The 25,217-nt window shown below is 72.2% G+C and carries 22 protein-coding genes; 10 read left to right on the top strand and 12 right to left on the bottom strand.

All coding sequences use genetic code 11. The annotated features are described in order from the left end of the window. The first annotated feature begins 61 nt into the window (after positions 1-61). Positions 62-1,273, top strand: a complete 1,212-nt coding sequence (locus FHS29_RS32940; protein WP_184697901.1) for an MFS transporter — start codon at positions 62-64, stop codon at positions 1,271-1,273. On the opposite strand, the gene FHS29_RS32945 is transcribed toward FHS29_RS32940, so the two are convergent. The 3 genes from FHS29_RS32945 to FHS29_RS37330 form a co-directional block, all read right to left on the bottom strand. Then, on the bottom strand, positions 1,227-2,561 hold the full coding sequence (locus tag FHS29_RS32945; RefSeq protein ID WP_184697904.1) for a DUF2252 domain-containing protein: 1,335 nt from the start codon (positions 2,559-2,561) through the stop codon (positions 1,227-1,229). The two genes, FHS29_RS32940 and FHS29_RS32945, sit on opposite strands and share 47 nt — an antisense overlap. A gap of 311 nt (positions 2,562-2,872) precedes the next feature. Then, entirely contained in the window at positions 2,873-4,234 is a 1,362-nt protein-coding gene (pcaB, locus tag FHS29_RS32950) for a 3-carboxy-cis,cis-muconate cycloisomerase (protein WP_184697906.1), read from the bottom strand. A gap of 148 nt (positions 4,235-4,382) precedes the next feature. Beyond that, positions 4,383-6,275 (bottom strand): serine/threonine-protein kinase, encoded by a 1,893-nt coding sequence (locus tag FHS29_RS37330; RefSeq protein WP_312865205.1) that lies wholly within the window; start codon positions 6,273-6,275, stop codon positions 4,383-4,385. Positions 6,276-6,569: 294 nt separating this feature from the next. On the opposite strand from FHS29_RS37330, the gene FHS29_RS32960 reads away from it, so the two are divergent. Continuing rightward, positions 6,570-6,872, top strand: a complete 303-nt coding sequence (locus tag FHS29_RS32960; protein WP_184697909.1) for a DUF1540 domain-containing protein — start codon at positions 6,570-6,572, stop codon at positions 6,870-6,872. On the opposite strand, the gene FHS29_RS32965 is transcribed toward FHS29_RS32960, so the two are convergent. Beyond that, positions 6,857-10,054 carry an ATP-binding protein gene (locus FHS29_RS32965; RefSeq protein WP_312865206.1) on the bottom strand — a complete coding sequence of 1,066 codons (3,198 nt, stop codon included), beginning with the start codon at positions 10,052-10,054 and terminating at the stop codon, positions 6,857-6,859. The genes FHS29_RS32960 and FHS29_RS32965 overlap by 16 nt on opposite strands. 106 nt (positions 10,055-10,160) lie before the next feature. On the opposite strand from FHS29_RS32965, the gene FHS29_RS32970 reads away from it, so the two are divergent. Next, positions 10,161-11,024, top strand: coding sequence for an alpha/beta fold hydrolase (locus FHS29_RS32970; protein WP_184697912.1), 864 nt, complete (start codon positions 10,161-10,163; stop codon positions 11,022-11,024). Positions 11,025-11,089: 65 nt separating this feature from the next. Here FHS29_RS32970 and FHS29_RS32975 read toward each other — a convergent pair whose 3' ends face one another. Next, on the bottom strand, positions 11,090-11,581 hold the full coding sequence (locus tag FHS29_RS32975; protein WP_184697915.1) for a hypothetical protein: 492 nt from the start codon (positions 11,579-11,581) through the stop codon (positions 11,090-11,092). Between the two features lie 159 nt (positions 11,582-11,740). On the opposite strand from FHS29_RS32975, the gene FHS29_RS32980 reads away from it, so the two are divergent. Continuing rightward, positions 11,741-12,679, top strand: a complete 939-nt coding sequence (locus tag FHS29_RS32980; RefSeq protein WP_184697918.1) for a GlxA family transcriptional regulator — start codon at positions 11,741-11,743, stop codon at positions 12,677-12,679. Positions 12,680-12,729: 50 nt separating this feature from the next. Here the strand turns inward: FHS29_RS32980 and FHS29_RS32985 are convergent, their stop codons facing one another. From FHS29_RS32985 to FHS29_RS32995, 3 genes are all read right to left on the bottom strand, one after another. Next, positions 12,730-14,109, bottom strand: coding sequence for an MFS transporter (locus FHS29_RS32985; RefSeq protein ID WP_184697921.1), 1,380 nt, complete (start codon positions 14,107-14,109; stop codon positions 12,730-12,732). A gap of 48 nt (positions 14,110-14,157) precedes the next feature. Then, on the bottom strand, positions 14,158-14,406 hold the full coding sequence (locus tag FHS29_RS32990; protein ID WP_246441121.1) for a heavy-metal-associated domain-containing protein: 249 nt from the start codon (positions 14,404-14,406) through the stop codon (positions 14,158-14,160). Positions 14,407-14,536: 130 nt separating this feature from the next. After that, positions 14,537-15,100 (bottom strand): CGNR zinc finger domain-containing protein, encoded by a 564-nt coding sequence (locus tag FHS29_RS32995; RefSeq protein WP_184697924.1) that lies wholly within the window; start codon positions 15,098-15,100, stop codon positions 14,537-14,539. 113 nt (positions 15,101-15,213) lie between these two features. On the opposite strand from FHS29_RS32995, the gene FHS29_RS33000 reads away from it, so the two are divergent. Then, positions 15,214-16,071 carry an alpha/beta fold hydrolase gene (locus tag FHS29_RS33000; protein WP_184697927.1) on the top strand — a complete coding sequence of 286 codons (858 nt, stop codon included), beginning with the start codon at positions 15,214-15,216 and terminating at the stop codon, positions 16,069-16,071. Positions 16,072-16,177: 106 nt separating this feature from the next. On the opposite strand, the gene FHS29_RS33005 is transcribed toward FHS29_RS33000, so the two are convergent. From FHS29_RS33005 to FHS29_RS33020, 4 genes are all read right to left on the bottom strand, one after another. After that, positions 16,178-18,451: a heavy metal translocating P-type ATPase gene (locus FHS29_RS33005; protein WP_184697931.1), complete on the bottom strand. Its 2,274-nt coding sequence runs from the start codon at positions 18,449-18,451 to the stop codon at positions 16,178-16,180. Then, entirely contained in the window at positions 18,441-19,343 is a 903-nt protein-coding gene (locus tag FHS29_RS33010; RefSeq protein ID WP_184697934.1) for a DUF8832 domain-containing protein, read from the bottom strand. The genes FHS29_RS33005 and FHS29_RS33010 overlap by 11 nt, the downstream gene beginning before the upstream one ends. A 216-nt stretch (positions 19,344-19,559) precedes the next feature. After that, positions 19,560-19,766 (bottom strand): heavy-metal-associated domain-containing protein, encoded by a 207-nt coding sequence (locus FHS29_RS33015; RefSeq protein ID WP_184697937.1) that lies wholly within the window; start codon positions 19,764-19,766, stop codon positions 19,560-19,562. A gap of 23 nt (positions 19,767-19,789) precedes the next feature. Further along, positions 19,790-20,071, bottom strand: a complete 282-nt coding sequence (locus tag FHS29_RS33020; RefSeq protein WP_184697939.1) for a metal-sensitive transcriptional regulator — start codon at positions 20,069-20,071, stop codon at positions 19,790-19,792. 225 nt (positions 20,072-20,296) lie between these two features. Here FHS29_RS33020 and FHS29_RS33025 point away from each other — a divergent pair, with 225 nt between their 5' ends. From FHS29_RS33025 to FHS29_RS33045, 5 genes are all read left to right on the top strand, one after another. Continuing rightward, a complete protein-coding gene (locus tag FHS29_RS33025; protein ID WP_184697942.1) occupies positions 20,297-21,589 on the top strand; it encodes a cysteine desulfurase-like protein in 1,293 nt (430 codons plus the stop codon). A gap of 179 nt (positions 21,590-21,768) precedes the next feature. Next, positions 21,769-22,095, top strand: coding sequence for a helix-turn-helix domain-containing protein (locus FHS29_RS33030; protein ID WP_184697945.1), 327 nt, complete (start codon positions 21,769-21,771; stop codon positions 22,093-22,095). Between the two features lie 357 nt (positions 22,096-22,452). Beyond that, positions 22,453-23,265, top strand: coding sequence for a CoA transferase subunit A (locus tag FHS29_RS33035; protein WP_184697948.1), 813 nt, complete (start codon positions 22,453-22,455; stop codon positions 23,263-23,265). After that, complete coding sequence (locus FHS29_RS33040) at positions 23,262-24,014, top strand: CoA-transferase subunit beta (protein ID WP_184697950.1); 753 nt, start codon at positions 23,262-23,264, stop codon at positions 24,012-24,014. The genes FHS29_RS33035 and FHS29_RS33040 overlap by 4 nt, the downstream gene beginning before the upstream one ends. Next, a complete protein-coding gene (locus FHS29_RS33045; RefSeq protein WP_184697952.1) occupies positions 24,011-25,186 on the top strand; it encodes a thiolase family protein in 1,176 nt (391 codons plus the stop codon). The genes FHS29_RS33040 and FHS29_RS33045 overlap by 4 nt, the downstream gene beginning before the upstream one ends. Positions 25,187-25,217 lie beyond the last annotated feature (31 nt).

Genomic DNA, 25,217 nt, shown 5'->3' on the forward strand with positions numbered 1-25,217 from the left:
GCCGCACGTTGCTGTCTCGAACTTGCCAGACGCCCGACGGCGGGGCTGGTGGGGTGGAGCCATGTCCACCGCCACCACCGCCGCCGCCGATCCGTCAGCCGGGAAAGGACGGCTTGCCGTCCTGTCCGTGACGACGGGCATCTTCGCCATCGTCACCACGGAGATCCTGCCGATCGGGCTGCTGACGTCGATCGGAGCCGAGTTCGCCGTCTCGGACGGGACGGCGGGCCTGATGATGACCTTGCCCGGGTTCCTCGCCGCGTTGGCCGCACCGGCGCTCACCGTCGCCACCGCGCGGGTGGACCGGCGGCTGGTGCTGTGCGCGTTCATGCTGTTGCTGACGCTGGCGAACGTCCTGGCGGCCATCGCGTCGGCGTACTGGGTCCTGCTGGTGTCACGGGTCCTGGTGGGTATCACCATCGGCGGCTTCTGGTCGATCGGCGCGAGCCTGGCCGGCCGGCTGGTGCCGCCCGCGTCGGCCGCCCGTGCCACGGCGGTCATCTTCGCCGCCGTGCCACTGGGATCGGTGCTCGGTGTGCCGGCGGGGACGTTCATCGGCGACCTGGCCGGGTGGCGGGTCGCGTTCGTCGTTCTCGCGGTGTTGAGCGGTGGCGTGCTCGCCGCGCTGCCGGCGGTGGTGCCGCCACTGCCCGCCGTGCACGCCACCCGGCTCGACGTGCTGCGCGCCGTGCTCCGCGCCACGAACACCAGGGTCGGGCTGCTGGTGACGTTCCTGATCGTGCTGGCCCACTTCGGCACCTACACCTACGTGACGCCGTTCCTGGAGCAGGTCACGCACGCGGGCTCGGGCGTGGTCACGGTCTTCCTGCTGGTCTACGGCGCGGCGGGCATCGCGGGCAACTTCCTCGCGGGGGCACGGGTCGCGCGGTACCCCCGGGCCACGTTCGGGGCGAGCGCGGCGCTGCTCGCCGGGTCGACCCTGCTGCTACCCGTCGCCGGGCGCGACGAAGTCGGGGCGTTGGTCCTGCTCGTCGTCTGGGGAGTGGCGTACGGGGCTGTTCCGGTGTGCTCGCAGACGTGGTTCACGAAGTCCGCGCCGGACACTCCCGAGGCGGCGTCGGTGCTGTTCACCGCTTCGTTCCAGGCGACGATCGGTATCGGGGCGTTGGCCGGTGGTGTGGTCGTGGACCGCGGCTCGCCGTCGGAGGTGATGGTGGTCGGCGGGCTCGTTGCGGTTCTCGTGGTGGTCGCGGTGTCGCTGCACTTCACGCGACGGGTGGCGTGGCCGGTGCCGTCGACTCCACGCCGCTGATGCGGCCGTCGCGGAACGCTTCGACGAACAGGCGGTGGTCCTCGCGGGTGCGTTCGGCGTAGCGCAGGGCGAAGGCGACCATGTCGTCGGTGAACTCCGCTTCCCGGTCACCGATCGCGGAGGCGATCGCCTCCTCGCTCTGGAAGTCGACCAGGGTCTGCTCGGAGTCCGAGTCGGACACGCAGTGCATCTTCGCGGTGGCGCGGCCCAGGTAACCCAGCACGGGCAGCATGTCGGCGGGTTCGGTCAGGTCCGACCAGTCCATGTCCGTCTCGTACGGGGACAGTTCGGCCACGACGTACCCGACGCCGTCGATCCGGGTGTGCCCGAGCCACGGGTCGGCGTGGGCCTGCAACGCCCGCTGGGACACGGCGGTGCGGTGGCCGTGGTCGGTGAAGTACGCCCGGATCCGGTCGTCGTGCACGATCCGGCTGGGTGCGGCCACGTTCGCCTGCTTCATGGACAGCACCACGTCGTTCTCCAACGCCTGGGTCCGGCCCTCCACCAGCACGTTGTAAGCGGACAACCCGGCCGACCCGATGCCGAACCCGCTGCGCCCCACCACGTCCTTCACCGCGTAGCTCAGGCTGCTGGTGGCCCGCTTGCCGCTGGGGATGGTGTCCAGGTAGCACTCGAACGCGCGCTCGACCACGGCCCGTTCCCCCTCGTCCAACTCGCGCGTGCCCGGACGGTCGCGGCGGAACCGGCGTTCGTAGTCCACGATCACGGTCTTCTCCTCGAGCAGGCCGACGCGGGTGGCCAGCCGGGCACGCAGCAGCACCTGGCGCAGCACGCCTTCCGTGGTGTCCAGGCGCAGGCTGAACAGCTCGTCGCTGGAGTGGCGCGCGAACAACCGCACCTGGGCGACGTACGCGGCGACATAGGTGCGCACGAGGTCCGTGATGGTGTGGTCGGGCAGCGCCTTGCGCCAGCCGAGCAGCGCCATGCTGGCCGCGAACCGCCGGACGTCCCAGGTGAACGACCCGAGGTAGGCCTCGTCGAAGTCGTTGACGTCGAACACCAGCTTGCCCTGGGCGTCCATGTAGGTGCCGAAGTTCTCCGCGTGCAGGTCCCCCTGGATCCACACCCGACCGGTCCGCCGGTCGGCCCACTCGTCCGGTTCCTCCGCCATGTCCGCGTAGAACAGGCAGGCGCTACCCCGGTAGAACGCGAACGGCTCGGCCGCCATCTTCCGGAACTTGTGCCGGAACGCCGCCGGATCCGCCGACATCAGGTCCTCGAACGCGTCCTGGAGGACGGCCACGATCCGGTCGCCGCGGTCGGTCATGACGGTGCTCCTCTCGTCGGCCGGACGCCGGCCCACGCGTGGCGGCTCCTCCGGAGCACCGATCATCGACCACTTGCCCTGCCGATGCGAACCGGTCGACCTCGATCCCGGTCGATCGCAGCTCCGGCGGAACCGCCCGGCCGACGGACCGGAGCGACCACCGAGGCCGGCTCGACATCCCCTCCCGCACCGGCCGGGACGTGCTCATCCGCGTCACTCGGCGCGGCACGCCGAGACCGTGATGCCCCGCCCGAGGCCGAGGAGCAGTCCGGGCGCGGCGGCGGGCGGCGGGTCGTCGAAGGCGCGGGCGGTCACTGCCGAGGGCTGGTCGAGCGGTCGTGTTCGCGGTGACGGGCCAGCGCCCGGTCGGTCAGCTCGCGGGACGCCCCGAGGTAGCCGGCCGGGTCGCACAGGGCCCGCCAGCGTTCCGGGTCGTCGTCGAGCAGGTCGGCCAGCGCGTCGGGCAGCCGGTCGGGCTGGTCGGCGGTCGCCGTGGTGGCCTCGGTGAGGACCGCCTTCGCCTTCGCCTTGCCCAGCAACGGGGTCAGCACGGCGGTCAGCCGTTCCGAGACGATCGCGCCGCCGGTCAGGCGCAGGTTGGCCAGCATCCGGTCCGGGCGGGCGGTCAGGCCTTCGGTCAGGTCGGCGGCGTTGCGGCACGCGCCGGCGGTCAGCCGCAGGGACTCGCGCAGCGGCTGCCATTCCGCGTGCCAGCCGCCGGCCGAGCGTTCGTCGGGCACCACCATGCTCAGGTGCAGCACGGACACCAGGGCGGGCACCTGACGGGCCGAGGTGAGGATCGCGGTGGTGTAGACGGGGTTGCGCTTCTGGGGCATCGCGGACGACCCGCCGCGGCCCGGCGCGGACGGCTCGGTCAATTCGCCGATCTCGGTGCGGGACAGGACTTCCACGTCCGACGCCAGCTTGCCCAGAGTGCCGGTGACCAGCGCCAGCAGGCTCCCGGTCTCCGCGACCGGCGCGCGGGCCCCGTGCCACGGCAGCGGGGGCGCGGCCAGGCCCAGTTCGGCGGCGAACGGTTCGACCAGGTCCAGGGCGTTCTCGGTGAACTCCTGGTACCCGGCCAGGGTGCCCGCCGCCCCGCCCAGCGACACCGGCAGGACGTGGCCGTGCAGGCGGTCCAGGCAGTCCAGCACCGCGTTCAGCCAACCCGCCGCCTTCAGCCCGAACGTCATGGGCACCGCGTGCTGGGTCAGCGTGCGGCCGGCCATCAGGGTGTCGCGGTGGGTGGACGCCAGGCCGGCCAGGGCGGACGCGACGCGGCGCAGGTCCTGCCGCACGCGGTCGAGGACCGTGCGGCAGATCAGCATGGTGGCGGTGTCCAGGATGTCCTGGCTGGTGCTGCCCCGGTGCACGTACTCGGCGGCCCGCGGGTGCTGCGACGCCACGATGGACGTCAACTGACCGACGAAGGCGACGGTCGGGTTGCCGCTCGCCCGCACGCCCGCCACCAGCGCGGGCCAGTCGAACCGGTCCGGGTCGACGGCGGCGATCGCCTCGGGGACGTCGGGCGGGACCATCCCGATCCTCGCCTGGGCACGGGCCAGCGCCGCTTCCACCGCGATCATCGCGGTGAGCCACGCGCGGTCGTCCAGCAGGGTGTCCAGATCGGTGTCCGCCCAACCGGGCGAGAGGAAGCCGCTGTCGCCGAACATGTCGCCGAGGATTCCCCAGTCGACGGCCGCGCACACACCCGGGGGGTGAGTCCGCGTTTCGTCGGCCCGCGGGTCGACGGGTCTGTGCATGGTCGCGTGCGGCAGCGTCCGGCGCGGACTGCGACCAGCGGCACTCCCCTGCGGGGCGTCAGCCGATGGTCACCTGCGTGTCGATCGCCCAGCCGTCACCCACCCGGACCAGCGTGTAACGGTGCTGTTCTTGTTGGACTCCGCCGTTGGTGAACGTGTACGTCACCGTGGCGGTCACCTGCTCGCCGTTCGCCTGGACGTTGGAGACCCGCGCGGTCTTGTCGCTCCAGAACTGCTGGTAGTCAGCCAGGCTCCCGGCCTTCGCGGCCTTGAACGCGTCGGTGAGGCGGGCGTAGCCGGCTCTCGTGTCGCCGGGCAGCAGGGAGTAGTAGGCGATCAGCGCCTGGTCGGGGCCGACCGGCTGGGGTGGGGCGGAGGTCGTGACGGGCGTGGTGGTGGGCGGAGTCGTCGTAGCGGTCGTCGCCTGCTCGCCGGTGGTCGGCGACGGTGCGGTCGGCGGGTTCTCACCGGCGGTCTGCTCGGCCGTCGTGGTGGTCTGGAGCGTGCCGGTGTCGGACGCCTGGTCCGACGGTGACCGGCCGTTGTCGCGGTTGAGCACCAGCACCAGCACCACCACGCCGACTACCGCCACCATGGCTACTCCGAGCAGCACCAGCCGCTTCCGCTTCGCCTCGGGCGAGTCCGACGGGTCGTCGGCGGGCGGGGGTGGCGTGTGGGCCGGCGTGTCCGCCGCCGACGTGTCGGTGGGCGACGGGGACACCGGAGGGGCGGCCGGCAGCGTGGCCGCGGTGGGGCGATGGGGCCGGCCGTCCACGGGCGGGACGACGGCCGTCGTGCGGTCCGCCCTGGTCTGGCTGTCGGCCTCGTCGGCTACGGGTGGCACCACGGCAGTCGTGCGGTCGGCTCCGGACGGGCCGTCAGCCGAGGGGTGGTCCGGTGCGGGCGCCTGAGCCGGTGGCACGTCCGCCGCCGGGGCCGGTGGCGCGTCGGCGACGGGAGCCTGGCCCGGTGGGGCCTCGACGGGCGGCTCGGGCGGTGGGTCGGCCTGCGGGTCGGCCTGCGGGTCGGATCGGGGATCGGGTTGGGGGTCGGACTGCGCCGGCTCCGGCGGGTCGGCCGGAGGTGCCGGCGGCACGACGATGCGGGTGGCGGCGGCGACGGGCAGGGCCGACGCGAACACGGTGGCCGGGTCGGTGGAGTCCTCGGTCAGCATCCGGACGGCTTCGGCCATGCTCGGCCGGTTGTCCGGTTCCGGGTCCAGCAGGAGGGTGAGCACGGGTTCCAGCGAGCCGGCGTTCTTCGGCGGCGGGTACTTGCCCTCCGCCGCGCGGTGCAGCAGCACGATGGGGTTGCCGTCCAGCCCGAACGGCGGCGTTCCCTCCAGCGCGGCGTACAGCGACGCGCCGACCCCGTAGACGTCGGCCGGGAACCCGACCTCGCCACCCCTGGCGACTTCGGGCGCGAGGTACGCGGGCGTGCCGACGAGCAGGCCGGACCCGGTGAGCGTGCCCTCGCCGGCCACCCGGGAGGTGCCGAAGTCGGTGACCTTCACCGTGCCGAACTCGGTGACCAGCACGTTGCCCGGCTTGACGTCCCGGTGCACGACGCCTGCCTCGTGCGCGGCCGCCAAGCCCGCCGCGAGCTGTCGGCCGATGCGGGCGACCTCGTCGGGTGGCAGCGTGCCCCGGTCGGCCAGGATGGACGCCAGGCTGCGCGACGGCAGGTACTCCATGACCAGCCACGGCCGGCCCTCGTCCTCCACCACGTCGTAGAGCGCGATGACGTTCGGGTGCTGGAGCCGGGCGGCGATCCGCCCCTCGCGCACCGCGCGCCGGGCCGAGTCCGCGTCGAAACCGTTGGGGTTCAACACCTCCTTGACCGCGACGATCCGGCGCAGCCGGGTGTCCTCGGCGCGCCAGACCACGCCCATGCCGCCCGCGCCGATCCGGTCCGTCAGCCGGTAACGGCTCGCGACGGTGCGCTCCTCCACCACTGCTCCTACTCCCCCACCGCGCGCGCCGGGTATCCGAGCACCCGATCCAGCGACCGTCGAAAGTGTGTACCCGCTCACCCTGCCGGCCAACCGCCACTCGGACGGCGAGCGCCCGCGGTGTGTCGCGCCCGGACACCGGCCCGAACCGCCCGCAAACCTCCGGGAGAACCCCGGAAAACATTTCCGGAAAACCGCAGTGGTTAGCCTTACCTAATTGCTCCCGTGTTGCGACCATGGATTGCCGGTGGCAATCTTCGAAATGCCCGAACCAGCCGATCCAGGAGGACGGCCATGACCACCACCGAAATGCCCGCGGTCACCGAGTGCACCGTTGCGGGCTGCTCGTACAACACCCACGACGGCTGTCACGCGTACGCCATCACGGTCAGCGGCGTCAACGGGGCCGCCGATTGCGGCACCTTCATCCCGCTGTCCCGCAAGGGCGGCCTGCCGAAGGTCGTCACGCAGGTGGGCGCGTGCTCGCGCACCGATTGCGTGTTCAACTCCAGCCTGGAGTGCTCGGCGGCCGACGTGCGGGTCGGACCGGGTACCGGCGGCCACGCCGCGAACTGCCTGACCTACACACCCGCCTGACCGGACATGCGGCCGGAGCGGATCGCGGGGGCTCGCCAGGCCCTCGCGATTTCGTGCGGGCATAACCGCCGCGCACATTTGTCGGTGAGCTCCCGCGCCTGCCGGCGGTGCAGTTCGGCGTCTTGCGGAAGACCGAGCGCAACCGCGAGGTCGGCCAGATATGACGCGACCGGGCCGAGGGTCAGCAGACCGCTGCCGGCCCCGGCCAGTTCGCCGGCCGCCGGCAGCAACCCGTCGTACGCCTGCCGCATCAGCGCGTGGTCGTCGACCCCGATGGCCACGATCGCGGTCAGGCACGTCCGCGCCTCGTAGAGCAGATCGCGCGGTGAGTCCCGCACGGCGGCACGGGCCTCCTCCCGCCGCCCGTCCGCGAGCAGCCTCAGCGCGTCCGCCCAGGGCCGGTACGGGCCCCAGTCGCCTTCCTCCGGCGTGCGACCGGCGCGGACGTCCACGCACAGCAGGGCGAACGGCAGGATGCCCGCCTCCAGGCCGGCCATCCCGGTGCCGCCGAGCCGGGCACCGGCCGTGCGGTAGGCGGCACGCGCCTCGTCGTCACGACCGGTCACGGCCAGGCGCAGCGCGGCGTACCACTCGGTGAACACGCCGACCAGCGGCAACTCGTGGCGTTCGGCGATGCGGTCCACGGTCGCGGCGTGCCCGTCGGCGACCGCGAACTCGCCGAGCGCCGCGTGCGCCTGGATGAGGATCAGGTGGGCCAGCACCTCGAACGACACCAGGCGGTGCCGACCGGCCACCGCCAGCAGTTCGTGCCCGATGGCGGCACGCCGCGGCGCGAGACCCGCGCGTTCGAAGGACTGCATGAACCGACCGTTGAGCGCGAACGCCAGCAGTGCGGGGTCGTCCAGCCGGCGGGCGATCGCCTCGGCCTCGCACGCCGCCTCCCGCCCGCGTCCCCCCGTCGTGCCCCGCAGTTCCAGCGCCAACGTGCCCAGCAGCCGGCACCGCGCGGCGAGGTTGCCGGGGTCGAGCGCGGCCAGGGTGCGTTCGGCGACCTCCACCAGGTGGTCCGACATGGCCTGGTCGTCGTTGCCGGTCCAGATCGCGGGCACGTCGTACGAACCGATGACGGCGGCCGTCAGCTCCGGATCGCCCAGTTCCCCGGCAGCGGTCAGCGCCTCGGCACGGTGCCGGCGGGCAGCGGCCAGGTCACCCGTGACGGCCAACGCCCGGACCATGCCCATCGTCGAACGCAGCCGGGTCCGCACGTCGTCCGACCCCGAACGGTCGTGCGCGGCGATCGCGTCCCGCCACAGCCGGGCCGCCTCGTGCGGGGCGAAGCGCTGTTCGGCGCGTTCGGCCGCCGCACGGGCGTAGTAGGCGGCTCGGGCGGCCGTCGCACGGCTCTCGGCTCGCAGGAAGTGGTGCGCGAGCGTGTCCACGTCGTCGGGCCGGACGCGTTCGACGGCTTCCGCGACGCCGGCGTGCCACCGGGCGCGGCGTGACCGTGGGATGTCGGCGTACAGGGTGTCGCGGACCAGGTCGTGCGCGAACCGCACCTCGTCCGGGCCGCGTTCGGTCACGAAACCCATGAGCTGCGCGGATTCCACCGCGTCGAGCACCGCGCCCTCGTCACCGCACAGCGTGATCAGCTGGTCCAGGTCGACCTCACGGCCGATGACGGCAGCTCGGCGCAGGACCTGCCGGGCGGGTTCGGGCAGGTGGGCGACGCGCCGGCGGATCACGTCCCGGACGCCCTCGGGCACGGCGGACAGCACCTGCGCGCCCTCGTCGTCCAGCAGCCGCGCCAGTTCCCGCACGAAGAACGGGTTGCCGCCGCTGCGGCGGTGGACCACCCGCGCGGTGGCGTCGTCCACGTCCCGGTAGGCGGTGGCGCGGACCAGTTCCGCCACAGCCGGCCCGTCCAGGCCGCCGAGGTGGATCCGGGTCGGTTCGGCGCGGGCGAACCGGGCGAGCGCTTCGCCCAGGCCGGCGGAGATCTCCGTGGTCCGGTAGGTGCCGACGACGAGCACCCGTGCGGCGAGCCGTTCCGCGACCAGGGACGCCAGCAGCGTCAACGTCTCGTCGCCCGCCCAGTGCAGGTCGTCCACCACGAGCAGCACCGGTCCATCCACCGTGGACAGGTGGTCGACCACGGCCCGGTGCCGCCGGGTGGCCGGATCGCCCGGCGGGGCCACGGCGTCGGGCAGCAACCGTCCGCCGTCGTGCTCCTGGTTGCGGTTCCACAGCGTGGTCCAGCCCCGGTCCGCCAGCCGCCGCGCCACGACCTCGGTCAGCGCCGTCTTGCCCGCGCCGGCGTCACCCGCGGCCAGCACCAGCCCCAGCCGCCCGCGGGCGAGGACGTCCGCCGCCGCGTCCTCCAGCCGGGCCACCTCCGCCGCACGTCCCACGAACGGGTGATCGAACCCGACCTGCGGCACGGGCGCCCGCACCGGCTCGCCCGACAGGTGCGGGGCGTGGCCGAGGATGTCGGCCTCCAGCCGTCGCAGCTCCGGCCCGGGGTCGACGCCCAGTTCGTCGGCCAAGGCCCGCTTCGCGCGGCGCAGCGCACCGAGCGCGTCGGCCTGCCGTCCCGAGCGGTAGAGCGCGAGCGCCAGCAGCCGCCACGCGTCCTCCCGCCACGGCCGGCCGGCGACGTGGGCCTCCAGCCCGGCCGCCGCCTCGGCGGGCCGGCCCAGCGCGAGCACCGCCTCCGCCCGGCGTTCCACGGCGAGCAGGCGCAGCTCGTCCAGCCGCGCCACCTCGCCCCGCGCCCAAGCCTCCTCGGCGAACTCCGAGTACGCCGGTCCCCGCCACAGCGCCAGCGCGTCGTCCAGCACGGACAGCGCGGACCCGGCGTCACCCGCCGCGAGCAGGTCACGGGCCGACTCGACGGCCGCCTCGAACCGCACCGCGTCCACCGCGTCCCCGGCGTGCAGCGCGTAGCCCGGCGCGGCCGTCACCAGCAGGCCGGAGGGGGTGCGGGGCGGCCGGTCGGGTTCCAGCGCGCGGCGCAACGTGAACACGAAGCTCTGGATGGCGCCCACCGCGCCCACCGGCGGGTCCTCCCACAGGTCGTCCACCAGCCACGACACCGGCACCACCCGGCCCTTGGCGACCAGCAGCCGAGCCAGCACCGCCCGGTGCCTGGGCCCCTTGAGGTCGACCGGCCCCCGACCGCCCTCGGCCACCAGCGGACCGAGCACCCCGAAGACCACCGCCACGACCACCAGCCTAACCCGCTGGTCAGAGCCGGTGCCGGCGGACGCTGACCGGTTGCTGATCGGGGCCGGTCAGGCTCGTCCGCAGATCACCCGAAAGGAAACACTCGTGACCATCACCGGATTCGACCAGCAGCGCGTCACCGTGGCCGAGGGCGTGCAGCTCGACGTGGCGGTCGGCGGCTCCGGCAGCCCCGTGGTGCTGCTGCACGGCTTCCCGCAGACCCACCTGATGTGGCGGCACGTGGCCGCCGACCTGGCCGCCGACCACACCGTCATCTGCCCCGACCTGCGCGGCTACGGCGACAGCGACAAGCCCGCCGACGGCCCGTACGACAAGCGGACCATGGCCGCCGACACCGTGGCCGTCGCCCGCGCGTTCGGCTTCGACCGCTTCGCCCTCGCGGGGCACGACCGGGGCGCGCTGGTCGCCGTCCGCGCGGGGCTGGACCACCCGGACGCGGTCACCCACCTGGCGTCCCTGGACGTGCTGCCGACGTTGGACATGTGGGAGGTCATGCGCGGCCGCAGCGCCGCCGTGGGCTTCCACCTGTACCTGATGGCACAGGCCCCGGACCTGCCGGAAACGCTCATCGCGGGAGCGCCGGACGCGTTCTTCGGCCACTTCCTGGACATCTGGACCAGGGATCCGGACGCCATCCCCGCCGATGTCCGCGCCAGGTACCTGGCCGCGTCACGGGCGGCCGTGCCGTCCATCGTGGCCGACTACCGGGCGTCGGCTTCGGTCGACGTCGAGCACGACGAGGCGGACCGGGCGGCGGGCAACCGGCTGCGGATGCCGGTGACCGTGCTGCAACAGGACTGGGGTTCGGCGCTGGGCTTCGACGCCGAGGGCTTGTGGCGCGCCTGGGCCGACGACCTGGTGCACCGGACCGTGACGTGCGGGCACTTCATGGCCGAGGAGGCGCCGGCCGAGGTGGTGAAGGCGCTGCGGGACCTGTTGGCGAGGTAGTCGCTCGCGGCGGAGGGGCGGCGGGCCGGTCCGTGGTGCACGGGCCTGACGGCGAGGTGAGGCGGTCAGTCCGCGCGGAGTTGGGCGCGGCAAGCCTCACCGACCGCCGCCCTCAGCTCGACCTCCGACCGCCCCCAGACCTCCTGCCATTCGTCGGCGACGCGGTACAGCGCGCCCAGGGGAAGGTCCATGACCTCCCGCGGATACCCCAGGTCGCACAGGACCTCTTCGACTTTCTGCGCCACCCACTGTTCACCGGCCCGTCCATCGGCCCACATGCGCGCGATGTGCGTGAACATCCCGGCCGCGACCGCGACGTCCGGCCCCGGCACGGTGACCGCCAGTTCGGCGAACACCGCGGGCATCAAATCGCGCACCGCTGCGGAATCCTTGCCGTTCAACCCGGCAAGGGTCCGCAGCGCGTCCCCGTCCCACCCCTGCGCCAGCCATTCGGCAGCCCACCACGGCACGCGTTCCTCATAGCACCGGCCGAGGGCCCACAACAACGCGGCGAACGCCGGAGACGGGGTCGAGCCCCCGCCGAGGTTGTCCAACACGGCTCCATCGTGCGACGCGGACACCCCCGCCGGCGACGGCTTTTCAGGCCGGCGCGGTTCCAGTGGCGGGCCGGACCGTGCTCCGCCGGCGAGCGGAACGGGCTGGAATGCCAGATATCCACGGGTTCTCGCCAATCCCCGGACGCCTACCGTGGCGCCATGCACACCGTGGCCGTCCTCGCCCTGGACCAGGTCATCCCGTTCGACCTGGCCACCCCGATCGAGGTGTTCACCCGTATCCGACTGGCCGACGGCCCCGCCTACCGCGTCCTGGTCTGCGGCACCACGCCCACCGTCGACGCCGGGGCGTTCACGCTCCGCCTCGCGCACGGCCTGGATGCACTGGACGACGCCGACACGATCATCCTGCCGGGGTGCGCCGACCTCACCGGGCCGGTCCCGCCCGAAGCACTCGACGCCCTGCGGCACGCAGCTGCCCGTGGCGCACGGATCGCGTCGATCTGTTCCGGCGCGTTCGTCCTCGCCGCGACCGGCCTGCTCGACGGGCTCCGCGCGACCACGCACTGGGCCGCAGCGCCCACCCTCGCCGCCCGCCACCCCGACATCGACGTGGACCCCGACGTGCTCTACGTCGACAACGGCCGCCTGCTCACCAGTGCGGGTGCGGCGGCCGGGCTGGACCTGTGCCTGCACCTGATCCGCCGCGACCACGGCTCGGCGGTCGCCGCCGACGCCGCGCGGCTGTCCGTCATGCCGTTGGAGCGGGAAGGCGGCCAGGCCCAGTTCATCGTGCACGACCAGCCGCCCACCCCCAGCGGCTCGGAGCTGGAGCCCGTGCTGCGCTGGCTGGCGGACAACTCCGCGCGCGACCTGACGCTGGAGGACATCGCCGCCCACGCGGGCATGAGCACCCGCACCCTCAACCGCCGCTTCCGCGAACAGACCGGCACCACGCCGCTGCAATGGCTGCTGCGTGCCAGGGTCCGCCGGGCTCAGCAACTGCTCGAAGCCACCACCCAGCCGGTGGAACGGATCGCGGGCCAGGTCGGCTTCGGCTCGCCGACCGCGTTCCGCGACCGCTTCAAGCGGGTGGTCGGCACCAGCCCGAACGCCTATCGGGCCGCCTTCCAACGGTGAACGGGCCCGCCTATACCCATGGGGGGTATACGACGGGCCCGCGAATACCGTCAGACGTGCTCGACGGACTTCACCCGACCGAGGGTGACGGCAGCCAGTCCCGCACCCACCAGGGCGACCAGCGCGGCACCCGTGAACGCGGCGGAGTAGCCGTCCGCCGAGCCTTCCGCGCCCCGCGAGGTGGCCAGGGCCGTCATCGCGGCCAGTCCCAGCGCCGAACCGACCTGGTAGGTGGTGTTCACGATGCCCGACGCCAGCCCGCCCTGCTCCGGGGCCACCCCGGTGATCGCGCCGATCGTGGCCGGGATGAACACCAGCGCCATACCGACCGCCGCGACCAGCGAACCGGGCAGCACGTCCGCGACGAACGAGCCGTCCGCGTCGGCGGTGGCCAGCAGACCCAGTCCGACGGCGAGCACCACCAGGCCGGTGACGATCAGCGGCTTGGTGCCGAACCGGCCGATCAGCCGGCCGGTGACGGTCGTCATCAGCACGGTCATCAGCGCCGTCATCGGCAGCAGGGCCGCGCCACTGGCGAACGCGTCGAAGCCGAGCACGTGCTGGACGTAGAGGTTGAGGAAGTACCACATCGGGATCCACGCGGCACCCAGCAGCGCCATCGCGACGTTGGCCGCCGCGAGGTCGGGTGTGCGCCAGACCTGCAACGGCATCAACGGGTTCCGCGCCGCGCGTTGCACCAGCAGGAACGCCGCCAGCAGGACCACGGCGGCGGCGAGCTGCGCGAGCGTGGCCGCCGACGTCCACCCGCGTTCGGGCGCGAGCACGATGGCGTAGACGGCGAGCGCCAGACCGCCGGTGACGGCGACCGCTCCCCCGAGGTCCAGGCCACCCCGTCGACCGGGCACGGCGGGCAGCAGGCGGGGCGTCAAAGCGAGGGTGAGCAGTCCGATCGGGACGTACACGATGAAGACCCACGGCCAGCTCAGCCATTCGGTGATCACGCCGCCGAGGAACACGCCCGCCGTACCGCCGGCGGGGGCCGCCGCACCGTAGAACGCCATCGCCCGGGGCAGCTCGGCGGGTTGCCCGGCGAACAGCACCATCAGCAGGGTCATGGCGGCGGGTGCGATGAGGGCCGCACCGACGCCCTGCACGGCCCGGCCGGCGACCTCGGTGCCCGCGTCGGTCGCGGCGGCGGCGAGCACGGAGCCCGCGATCAGCGTGGCCCAGCCGGCGGCGAACACGCGGCGTGCGCCCCACAGGTCCGACAGCCGGCCGCCGAGCAGCAGCAGGCCTCCCAGCGCCACGGCGTAGGCGTTGAACACCCACTGGAGGCCGCTGGAGGTGAAGCCGAGTTCGCGCTGCATGTCCGGCAGCGCCACGGCGATGATCGAGGTGTCCATGATGACCATGAACTGCGCTGCGGCGAGCACGGCGAGTGCCCACCAGCGGCGGGGATCGGGGTTCATGACAGGTCCTTCCGGGCCCGGCGCGAGGGGACGCGCCGGGCCACGCGGTCAGGCTGGTGAAGTGGAGTAGCCGGCGCCGGTGACGGCGGCGGTGATGTCGGTGTCGCCGGCGGTGCCCGCGACGGTGAGCCGGCCGGTGGCGAGGTCGATCTCGACGTCCGTGACGCCGGGGACCTCGCGCACCGCTGTGGTCACCTTCGCCGCGCACGACCCGCAGGTCATGCCGGCGACCAGGAAGTCACGCCCGGCCAACGACTTCCCGGTGGCGGGACCGGTGTCCGCGGAACAGCTGCACATCGTGGAACCCTTCGGCCTGGTTACCCCCACGGGGTAAGCTCGAAGCGAACATAACATACCCCTAGGGGGTATATGTCGGTGACGTGAAGCACAGGGTCTGCAGTGGACAGAATGCGGCTTCGCCGGACGGTCAGGCCCGGCCGCGGCTGCGGTCGTGGTGACGGCGCGCCTTGAGGCGGTTGCCGCACGCCGTCATCGAGCACCACTGACGGCGGCCGGTGCGCGAGGTGTCCAGGAAGTGCAGGACGCAGTCCGGGTTGGCGCACTTGCGCAGCCGATCGAGCGCCTCTGCCCGCAACCGCAGGTAGTCGCGCAGGCAAGCCCAGGCGGCGCGCCACACCGGGTCCGCGACGTCGTAGTGCTCGACCTCGCCGTGTTCGCCGACCTCCAGCCGCAGCCGCCCGTGCCAGAGCAGCGCGTTGAGTCGCGAGCAGTCCGCCGGATCGGCGATCACGGCGGCCAGCGCATCCCGCGCCTCCCGGAGTTGTTCGCGGGGCAACGGCTTCCGGTCGAGTTCACGGTCGATCAGCCAAGCCGCGGTGAGTTCGTCGTGGTCCAGCAGGTCGTACGGGGTGCCCCCGACCACCCACCGGGTGTTGAGCAGGTCCAACGCCAACGGCTGGTCGACCAGCGGCCGCTCCGGCCAGCCCCGCGCACGCAGCGCCCCGGCCACCGCGTCGTCCGCTCCCAGCATCGCACCTAACCCTTCAAGATTGCTTGACAGGTTAACACGCGCCGTGGTTCCCTACGCTCGATCCGACCTAACCCTTCAAAGCCGCTATAGAGGTTAGACCACAGGAGTCCGTGATGACGCACCACCGCTACGCCGAGATCGACGGCCAACGCGTCTTCTACCGCGAGGCCGGTCACCCGGACGCGCCGAAACTGGTGCTGCTGCACGGTTTCCCCACCAGCTCGCACATGTTCCGCGAGCTGATCCCGGCACTGGCCGACCGCTACCACGTGATCGCGCCGGACCACATCGGCTTCGGCCTCAGCTCCGCGCCGGCGGTGGACGGGTTCGACTACACGTTCGACCGGCTCACCGAGGTCACACTCGCCCTGCTGGACCACCTCGGCATCCGGCGGCACGCGCTCTACATCCAGGACTACGGCGCGCCGATCGGCCTCAAGATCGCCTCCCGCCATCCGGAGCGCGTCAGCGCGATCATCACCCAGTCCGGCAACGCCTACACCGAGGGCTTCACCCCGTTCTGGGAACAGCTGTTCGCCTACGCGACCGACCCGGGCCCGGACACCGAACCGGCCGTGCGCGCCCTGCTCACCGCCGACGCCACGCGCTGGCAGTACACGCACGGCGTGAAGGACACCAGCCGGATCAGCCCGGACACGTGGACCCACGACCAGCACCTGCTGGACCGTCCCGGCAACGCCGAGGTGCAGCTCGCCCTGTTCCGCGACTACCGGAACAACCTCCACGCGTACCCCGCGTTCCAGCAGTACTTCCGCGACTCACAGGTGCCGCTGCTCGCGGTGTGGGGCCGACACGACGAGATCTTCGGCCCGGAGGGCGCGCTCGCGTTCCGACGCGACCTCCCCGACGCCGAGATCCACCTGCTCGACACCGGCCACTTCGCGCTGGAGGACTCGCTGGACACGGTCACCGGCTACATCCGGGGCTTCCTGGGGCGCGTGGTCGACTAGCCATCAGGTTCGACTATCCAAGCGGTGACCGGGTAGTCGGCATGGGAACCCGCGGCACGACACCACAGTGGCCCGGAAGCGATCCGGGCCACTGTGGACGGTCAGGTCACGCGACCGGCGCGGGAACCTGCGGCCGGGCGGCCGTGGTGACCGGGCGGTCCGTCGGGCTGATGCTCCGGAAACCACGCAGCCGCAGGCTGTTGGTCACCACGAACACCGACGAGAACGCCATCGCCGCGCCCGCGATCATCGGGTTGAGCAGTCCGGCCGCCGCGAGCGGCAGGGCGGCCACGTTGTAGGCGAACGCCCAGAACAGGTTGCCCTTGATGGTCGCCAGCGTCCGCCGCGACAACCGGATCGCGTCCACCGCCGCGAGCAGGTCACCCCGCACCAGGGTCAGGTCGCTCGCCTCGATCGCCGCGTCGGTCCCGGTGCCCATGGCGAGCCCGAGGTCGGCCTTGGCCAGCGCCGCCGCGTCGTTCACCCCGTCGCCGACCATCGCGACGACCCTGCCCGCTGCCTGGAGCCGGGCCACCACGTCCACCTTGTCCTTCGGCAGCACCTCGGCGATCACCTCGTCGATGCCGACCTCGGCCGCGACCGCCCGTGCGGCGGCCTCGTTGTCGCCGGTCAGCAGCACCGGGGTCAGGCCCAGGTCGCGCAGCCTCCGGATGGCTTCCGCCGATGTCGGCTTCACCGTGTCGGCGACCACGAGCACCGCCCGCGCCTCGCCGTCCCAGGCGACCAGCACCGCCGTGCGACCCTGCTCCTCGGCGTCCCGCCTGGCCCGCGTCAACCCGTCGTCCAGGTGCACGCCCCACTCGGCGAGCAGGCGTTCCCGGCCCACGATCACCGCGTGGCCGTCGACCACGCCCTGCACACCCAGGCCCTCCAGGTTCTGGAAGCCCTCCACGGGCAGCAACTCGCCGACCCGTTCGACCGCGCCCGCCGCGACGGCCTTCGCGATCGGGTGCTCCGAGGCGTTCTCCAACGCCCCGGCCAGCCGCAACACCTCGTCGTCCGCGGTGTCGGTGGCGGCGTGCACGGAAATCAGGCTCATCCGACCGGTGGTGACGGTGCCGGTCTTGTCCAGCACGACGGTGTCCACCCGCCGCGTCGACTCCAGCACCTCCGGTCCCTTGATCAGGATACCCAGTTGGGCTCCGCGCCCGGTGCCCACGAGCAACGCGGTGGGCGTGGCCAGGCCGAGGGCGCACGGGCAGGCGATGATCAGCACCGCGACGGCCGCCGTGAACGCCGCCGACACCCCGCCGCCCGCGCCCAGCCAGAACGCCAGCGTCCCGACGGACAGCGCGATCACGATCGGCACGAACACCGCCGACACCCGGTCGGCCAGCCGCTGCACCTGCGCCTTGCCGTTCTGCGCGTCCTCCACCAGCTTGGCCATCTGCGCCAGCTGGGTGTCCGCGCCGACCCTCGTCGCACGCACCACCAGCCGCCCGCCGGCGTTGACGGTCGCGCCGACCACCGCGTCACCGGGACCGACTTCGACGGGCACGGACTCACCGGTCAACATGCTCGCGTCGACCGCCGAGCTGCCTTCCTCCACCACGCCGTCGCTCGCGACCTTCTCACCCGGCCGCACCACGAACCGGTCACCCACGGCCAGCGCGTCGACCGGGATCCGGACTTCGCGGCCGTCCCGCAGCACGGCGACGTCCTTCGCGCCCAGTTCCAACAGCGCTCGCAGCGCCGCTCCCGCCCGTCGCTTCGACCGTGCCTCGAAGTACCGGCCCGCCAGGATGAACGTGGTCACCCCGGCCGCGACCTCCAGGTAGATCGAGCCCGCGCCGTCCGTCCGGGCGATGGTCAGCTCGAACGGGTGCGTCATGCCCGGCGTCCCGGCCGTGCCGAACAGCAGCGCGTACAGCGACCAGGCGAACGCGGCGAGCGTGCCCATCGAGATCAGCGTGTCCATGGTGGCCGCGCCGTGCCGCAGGTTCGTCCACGCCGCCCGGTGGAACGGCAGCGCACCCCACACCAGCACCGGAGCCGCCAACGTCAGCGAGATCCACTGCCAGTAGGTGAACTGCAACGCGGGCACCATCGCCAGCGCGATCACCGGCACCGCCAGCACCGCGGACACGATCAGCCGCTGCCGCAACGACTTCGTGGGGTCCTCGTCCGCCGCGGTCGTCGCCGGCTCGGCAGTCGGCAGGGCCGCCCCGTACCCGGCGGCTTCGACCTGGTCGACCAGGGCCTGCGGGTCGAGCCCTTCCGGGAACGAGACCTTCGCCTTCTCGGTGGCGTAGTTGACCGTCGCGGTCACGCCGTCCAGCTTGTTCAGCTTCCGCTCGATCCGGGCCGCGCACGAGGCGCACGTCATGCCCTTGATCGACAGTTCCAGGTCAGTGGCCATGACCCGCCTCCACGGTGAACTCGGCGGTGCGCACCACACCGTTGTGCTGGAAGTCCAGGAACAGCCGGTACGTGCCGGCCGTGGGCACCTGGGCCACGAACGAGATGACGGGTCCGGGCGCGGTCTTCCCGTCACCGGGCGCGCCCTCCGGGTGCACGTGCAGGTAGGCGAGGTCGCTCTGCCGCAACGCCACCAGGTGCCCGTAGGCCGCGAGGTAGGGCTGGAGGTCGGCGACCGCCTTGCCGTCCTTGGTGACCGTCAACCGGATCGGGGAAGCCTTGCCGGGCACCAGCTCGCCGTCCAGGCGGACCTGGTAGCCGTCGACCTCGGCGACCCGTGACGGGGCGAACGCGCGCGGCTCGAACAGCCCCGCGACCGAGACGTCCGTGCCCAGCGTGGTGGCCGCCGCGCCGGTCGGCTTGAAGTCGGCGAACACCCGGTACGACCCGGCTTCGGTGACGTCCAGCGGCACCGACCAGGTGCCGTCGGCGGCCATCTCGGGGTGCACGTGCCGGAAGTTCGCGGTGTCCCTGCGCACGACGATGAGGTGCATCCGCTTGTCGTGCTCGACGTCGAACGCGGTGACCGCCGCGCCTTCGGCGTCCAGGATGCGGAAGGCGAACGGTGTTCCCGCGGTCAGCGTCGGGTCGGTGGGCGTGAGGGTGTAGCCGCCCCTGGACGACGCCAGCCCGGCGGGCTGGTCCTGCGCGGCTTCCGCGACGGTGGCGCCGTGGTCGTCCCCGTGGCCGGCGTCCTCCGTGCCGGCGGTGCCGCCGTGACCGTGCCCGGCCTCGGCGGAGAAGGGACCGACAGCGCTCCCGATCGCCCAGGCCGCACCCGCGACCAGGACGAGCGCCGCACCGTAGGCGGAGAGCTTCGCTGCTGTGTTCATTGGTAGTCCTCGGACCGGGGAGCCCACCCCGCACGGGGCGGACTCCGTTGGATCTGATTCGGTGGCGCTGACTCGGTGGATCTCATTCGGTGGATCCGACGCCGATGATCCGGCGCTGCCGCTTGTGGCGCCGGTGGCCCGGCTCTGCTGGGTGTGACGCCGGTGATCCGGCTCGGTCGGGTGTGGCGTCGGCGGTCCGACTCCGGCGGGTGTGGCTCAGCCTGCGAGCGCGTAGCCCGCTTCCTCGACCGCCGCGCGCACGTCCGCCTCGGCGACCGGCGCGGCACTGGTCACCTTGACCGCGCCGGTGGGCAGGTCGACGGCGACGTCGGTGACACCGGCGATCATCGTGACCTCCTCCGTGACCGAGGCCACGCAGTGGCCGCAGGTCATGCCGGTGACGGTGAAAGTGGACTCGTTCATCGCGCTGACTCCTCCTCGTTCGTTCAGGACCGCACCAGGCGGGCGATCGCCTCGCTCGCCTCGCGCACCTTCTCGTCGGCGCTCTCGCCGCCCTGCGCCAACGCCTCGGCCACGCAGTGCTTGAGGTGCTCGTCGAGCAGCCCGAGCGAGACCGCCTGGAGCGCCTTGGTGGCCGCCGCGATCTGGGTGAGCACGTCGATGCAGTACTCGTCGCCCTCCACCATCCGCTGCAAACCCCGGACCTGCCCCTCGACGCGACGCAACCGCGCCAGGTAGCCGTCCTTGTCGGTGCTGTAACCACGCATGTCCCGCTCCCTTCGGCTACTGCCTTTATACCCCTAGGGGGTATAAGAGTGTCAATGCGGTGAGACCTGACTTACACCCCATGGGGGTATCAGTGAAGCTGTGGCCCCACCAACTCGGGACAGGGGAAGAAGGACGGCAAGCGTGCCCCGTTGACGGAGGTGAACAGTGCCGGGCACCGCCGGCGGCAGTGCCCGGCACCGCCCCCGGATGTCACAGTGGTGGTCATGACCTACGACGTCGACGCACTTCGTGCCCGCTTTCCGTCTCTTGGCGCCACCGCGCACTTCGACGGACCCGGCGGCTCCCAGGTGCCCGCCGCGGTCGCCGACGCCATCAGGGACGCGATGACCTCGTCGCTGGCCAACCGGGGCCGGGTCACCGAGGCGGAGCGCGCCGCGGATCGGATCGTCACCGAGAGCCGTCAGGCGATGGCCGACCTGCTGGCCGCCGAGCCGTCCGGCGTCGTGTTCGGGCGGAGCATGACGCAGCTGACCTACGACTTCGCCCGGACGCTGGCGAAGACCTGGCAGCCCGGCGACGAGGTGGTGGTCACCCGGCTGGACCACGACGCCAACGTGCGCCCCTGGGTGCAGGTCGCCGCGGCTGCGGGCGCGACCGTGCGGTGGGCCGGGTTCGACCCGGAAACCGGTGAACTCACGCCGGACCACGTGGCCGAAGTCCTCTCCGACCGGACCCGGCTGGTGGCCGTGACGGGCGCGTCCAACCTGATCGGCACGAGGCCCGCGCTGCCCGAGATCGCCCGACTGGTCCACGAGCGCGGCGCGCTGTTCTTCGTGGACGGGGTGCACCTGGCCGCACACCGTCCGGTCGACATCACGGCGTTCGGTGCCGACTTCTTCGTCTGCTCGCCCTACAAGTTCTTCGGACCGCACTGTGGTGTGCTGGCCGCCCGACCGGAGGTGTTGGCGGACCTGCGCCCGGACAAGCTGCTGCCGTCCTCCGACGCCGTACCCGAGCGGTTCGAGGCGGGCACGCTGCCCTACGAACTGCTGGCCGGGTGCACGGCGACGGTCGACTTCATCGCGGGCATCGCCCCGGACAGCGCTCCGCACGGCGCTCGGGACAGCGCTCGGGGTGACGCTCGGGGTGACGCTCGGGGTGACGCTCGGGAGAGCGTCCCGAACGGCGCTCCGGTCGGCGCGGGTCGGCGGGAGCGACTCGTGGCGTCGTTGGAGGCTGTCGCGGAGCATGAGGAGCGGCTCCGGACCCGGGTCGAAGCCGGATTGCTGGAACTGCCCGGCGTCACCGTCTGGTCACGGGCGAAACTGCGCACACCGACTCTGCTGGCCACGTTCGCCGACCACGATCCGGCGGACGCGTACCGGTTCCTGGCGACGTTGGACGTCAACGCCCCGGCGGGGTCCTTCTACGCCATCGAAACCTCGCGCCACCTGGGACTGGGCGACACGGGCGGCCTGCGCATCGGACTGGCCGCGTACACCACCGACAGCGAGGTCGACCGGCTGCTGGACGGCCTCAACCGCTTCCTGTCATGACCTCGATCGGGACGGCCACAGAAGATATAGCCGGATACGGGCTTGGCAGGCCGTTCGACGCTCGGTTGCACCGCCGCTGATCGCCGGATGCGTGTACGCAACGTGACGTTGTCACCCTTGTGGCTGCATTGAGGGTATGCACGTGACGGGCGTTGCGTGCACGCAACTACGATGGGCGGGTGAGCGCAGACCAGAACACACCGTCGTCCCTGTGGACCTACATCGAGACCAACCTGGACAACCGCGGCCTCACCACCGGTGACCTGGCCCGCGCCACCGGCGTCCACCGGAGCCGGTTCACCGACTGGCGACGCGGCAAGTCCATCAGCATCGAGACCGCACGGGCCATCGCGAACCTGTTCGAGGTGAGTCCGCTGGAGGTGCTGGTCGCCGCCGAGCTGATCACGGCGGAAGAGGCACAGCTGCGACACACCCGCCCCGACCCGGCCGCGTTGAGCGACGAGGAGCTGGTCGCCGAGCTGCGGCGTCGCCTCAAGCGCAAGTAGGGCGTAGGCGGGAATGGCCGGAGGTGGCGACCACCCGAGGCGGACGGTCCGAGGCCCCGGAGTGGTCGGAGCGGTGATCCAGGGCGGCAAGCGCTGAGCAGGGCTCGGCGCTTGCCGCCGGGGCCGGGACCGGGGTTCACGCCGACCATTCCCATCAGGTCGCCGGCCAGGTCGTACACCCGCTCCGCCGGCGCGGCGGCATCGATGCAGGCACTCACGTCAAGCTTGCCCACGCCGCGAATCTATTGATCAGTAGCTCTCCTGGCAGAGCCCCACGTCACCTTGACCGATGAGCCCTACCCTCGTATGTTCGTATGTAGAACTTCTGTTCGGTATGCGAACACGTGAGGATGTCCTGTGGCGGAGATCGGAACGTTGGCGGACGCGGTCGGCGAGTTGATCGCCGACGGGGACGTGGTGGCACTCGAAGGCTTCACCCACCTGATACCGACGGCCGCCGGGCACGAGATCATCAGGCAGGGCCGGCGCGACCTGACGCTCGTGCGGATGACGCCCGACATCGTGTACGACCAGCTCATCGGCGCGGGATGCGCGCGGAAGCTGGTGTTCTCCTGGGGCGGCAACCCCGGTGTCGGGTCGCTGCACAGGTTCCGGGACGCGGTGCAGAACTCGTGGCCCGTGCCGTTGGAGATCGAGGAGCACAGCCACGCCGGGATGGCCAACCGGTACGTCGCGGGGGCGTCCGGGTTGCCGTTCGCGGTGCTGCGCGGGTACGTCGGCACCGACCTGCCGTCCGTGACGGCCACCATCAAGCCGATCACCTGCCCGTTCACCGGGGAGGAGCTGACCGCCGTGCCCGCGCTCAACCCGGACGTCACGGTCATCCACGCCCAGCGCGCCGACCGCGACGGCAACGTGCAGCTGTGGGGCCTGCTCGGTGTGCAGAAGGAGGCGGTGCTGGCCGCACGGCGGAGCCTGGTCACCGTGGAGGAGGTCGTGGACGAGCTGACGCCCGTGCCGGGGGCGATCGTGCTGCCGTCGTGGGCGGTCACGAAGGTCGCCGAGGTGCCCGGCGGCGCGCACCCGTCGTACGCCCAGGGCTATTCGGAGCGGGACAACGCCTACTACGCGGCGTGGGATCCGATCAGCCGTGACCGCGAGGAGTTCGCCAACTGGCTGCGCGAGGTTCGGGAAGAGGTGCCGGCATGACCTACACGTCCGACGAGATGATGGCCGTCGCCGCCGCCCGCGCGCTGTCCGGCAGGCAACGGGTGTTCGTGGGCATCGGTCTGCCGTCCACCGCCGCCAACCTGGCCCGCCGCACCCACGCCCCCGACCTGGTACTGGTCTACGAGTCGGGCACGCTCGGCTCCAAACCCGACCGGCTGCCCGCGTCCATCGGCGACGGCATCCTGGCCGAGACCGCCGACGCGGTGATCAGCGTCCCCGAGGTGTTCAACTACTGGCTCCAGCCCGGCCGGATCGACGTCGGGTTCCTCGGCGCGGCCCAGCTCGACCGGTTCGGCAACATCAACACCACGGTGATCGGCGGCGACTACCACCACCCGAAGGTGCGGCTGCCCGGCGCGGGCGGCGCCCCGGAGATCGCCGCGTCCTGCCGCGAGGTGTACGTCGTGGTGCGGCAGACCAGCCGCAGCTTCGTGGAGCGGGTCGACTTCGTCACCTCGTTCGGGCACGGCACCGGCAAGGGCGACCGGGAGCGGCTGGGTCTTCGAGGCGCCGGCCCGACGCTGGTCATCACCGACCTCGGCGTGTTCCGGCCCGACCCGGACACGTCCGAACTGGTGCTCACCGACCTGCACGAGGGTGTGGCACTGGACGACGTGCGCGCCGCGACCGGCTGGGACGTGAAGGTCGCGCCCGAGCTCGGCCGCACTCCCCCACCCACCGCCGAGGAGTTGTCCGCGCTGCGGGCGCTCAAGGAGGCTTCGAAGTGACCGACGTGTTCGTGCTCGACGGTGTGCGCACCCCGTTCGGCCGCTACGGCGGCGCGCTGTCCGGCGTGCGTCCGGACAACCTCGCCGCGCACGTCCTGCGGACGCTGGCCGAACGCTCGGGGCTCGATCCGGCGACTGTGGACGAGGTCGTGCTCGGCGACGCCAACCAGGCCGGCGAGGACAACCGCAACGTGGCCCGGATGGCCGCGCTTCTGGCGGGCTGGCCGACGTCCGTGCCGGGCACCACCGTGAACCGCCTGTGCGGGTCCGGTATGGACGCGGTCATGCAGGCTTCGCGCACCATCACGGTGGGCGACGCGTCGCTGGTCGTCGCCGGCGGCGTCGAGTCGATGAGCCGCGCCCCGTGGGTGATGCTCAAGCCGGGCAAGGGTTTCCCGGCCGGGCACGAGACGTTGCACTCCACCACTCTCGGGTGGCGGATGACGAACCCGGAGATGCCGGCGGAGTGGACCGTATCGCTTGGCGAGGCGACGGAGCTGCTTGCCGAGCGCTACGGCGTGACGCGTGAGCAGCAGGACGCCTTTGCGTTGCGCAGCCACCAGCTTGCTGCGAAGGCCTGGGACAACGGGTTCTACGACAGTCATGTCGTATCGCCTCCTGGGGTTGAGCTGAAGCGGGACGAAGGAATTCGTGCGGACAGCAGCCTGGACAAGCTCGCGGCGCTCAAGCCCGCGTTCCGTCCGCAGGGGACGGTGACCGCCGGCAACGCTTCGCCGTTGAACGACGGCGCTTCTGCTCTGCTGCTGGGTGACCGGGCAGCCGCCGACCGGCTCGGGGTTGCCCCGCTGGCGCGGATCGCGGGACGGGGTGCGGCCGGCGTCGACCCGCAGGTGTTCGGCATCGGACCGGTGCAGGCCGCGGAGATCGCCTTGCGGCGGGCCGGCATCGGGTGGTCGGACCTGGCGGCGGTGGAGCTGAACGAGGCCTTCGCCGCGCAGTCGTTGGCTTGTCTGGCGGAGTGGGGCGAATTGGATCCGGAGATCGTCAACGTCAACGGCGGTGCGATCGCTCTGGGGCATCCGCTCGGCGCGTCGGGCGGGCGGGTGATCCTGCAGTTGGCTCACGAGTTGCGTCGTCGGGGTGGCGGCTGGGGTTTGGCTGCGTTGTGCATCGGGGTTGGGCAGGGATTGGCTGTGGTGTTGGAGGCATAGGTCGGCTGGGACGTGTTCGGTCGGATCGGGG

It is taken from the genome of Saccharothrix tamanrassetensis (assembly GCF_014203665.1).
In the GTDB taxonomy this organism is placed as follows: Bacteria; Actinomycetota; Actinomycetes; order Mycobacteriales; family Pseudonocardiaceae; genus Actinosynnema; species Actinosynnema tamanrassetense.

Bases quoted from the DNA above. Each gene is read 5' to 3' on its own strand.
- FHS29_RS32940 (WP_184697901.1), top strand. From the start codon at position 62: ATGTCCACCGCCACCACCGCCGCCGCCGATCCGTCAGCCGGGAAAGGA.
- FHS29_RS32945 (WP_184697904.1), bottom strand. From the start codon at position 2,561: ATGACCGACCGCGGCGACCGGATCGTGGCCGTCCTCCAGGACGCGTTC.
- pcaB (WP_184697906.1), bottom strand. From the start codon at position 4,234: ATGTTCGGCGACAGCGGCTTCCTCTCGCCCGGTTGGGCGGACACCGAT.
- FHS29_RS32960 (WP_184697909.1), top strand. From the start codon at position 6,570: ATGACCACCACCGAAATGCCCGCGGTCACCGAGTGCACCGTTGCGGGC.
- FHS29_RS32980 (WP_184697918.1), top strand. From the start codon at position 11,741: ATGCACACCGTGGCCGTCCTCGCCCTGGACCAGGTCATCCCGTTCGAC.
- FHS29_RS32985 (WP_184697921.1), bottom strand. From the start codon at position 14,109: ATGAACCCCGATCCCCGCCGCTGGTGGGCACTCGCCGTGCTCGCCGCA.
- FHS29_RS32990 (WP_246441121.1), bottom strand. From the start codon at position 14,406: ATGTGCAGCTGTTCCGCGGACACCGGTCCCGCCACCGGGAAGTCGTTG.
- FHS29_RS32995 (WP_184697924.1), bottom strand. From the start codon at position 15,100: ATGCTGGGAGCGGACGACGCGGTGGCCGGGGCGCTGCGTGCGCGGGGC.
- FHS29_RS33000 (WP_184697927.1), top strand. From the start codon at position 15,214: ATGACGCACCACCGCTACGCCGAGATCGACGGCCAACGCGTCTTCTAC.
- FHS29_RS33005 (WP_184697931.1), bottom strand. From the start codon at position 18,451: ATGGCCACTGACCTGGAACTGTCGATCAAGGGCATGACGTGCGCCTCG.
- FHS29_RS33010 (WP_184697934.1), bottom strand. From the start codon at position 19,343: ATGAACACAGCAGCGAAGCTCTCCGCCTACGGTGCGGCGCTCGTCCTG.
- FHS29_RS33015 (WP_184697937.1), bottom strand. From the start codon at position 19,766: ATGAACGAGTCCACTTTCACCGTCACCGGCATGACCTGCGGCCACTGC.
- FHS29_RS33020 (WP_184697939.1), bottom strand. From the start codon at position 20,071: ATGCGTGGTTACAGCACCGACAAGGACGGCTACCTGGCGCGGTTGCGT.
- FHS29_RS33025 (WP_184697942.1), top strand. From the start codon at position 20,297: ATGACCTACGACGTCGACGCACTTCGTGCCCGCTTTCCGTCTCTTGGC.
- FHS29_RS33040 (WP_184697950.1), top strand. From the start codon at position 23,262: ATGACCTACACGTCCGACGAGATGATGGCCGTCGCCGCCGCCCGCGCG.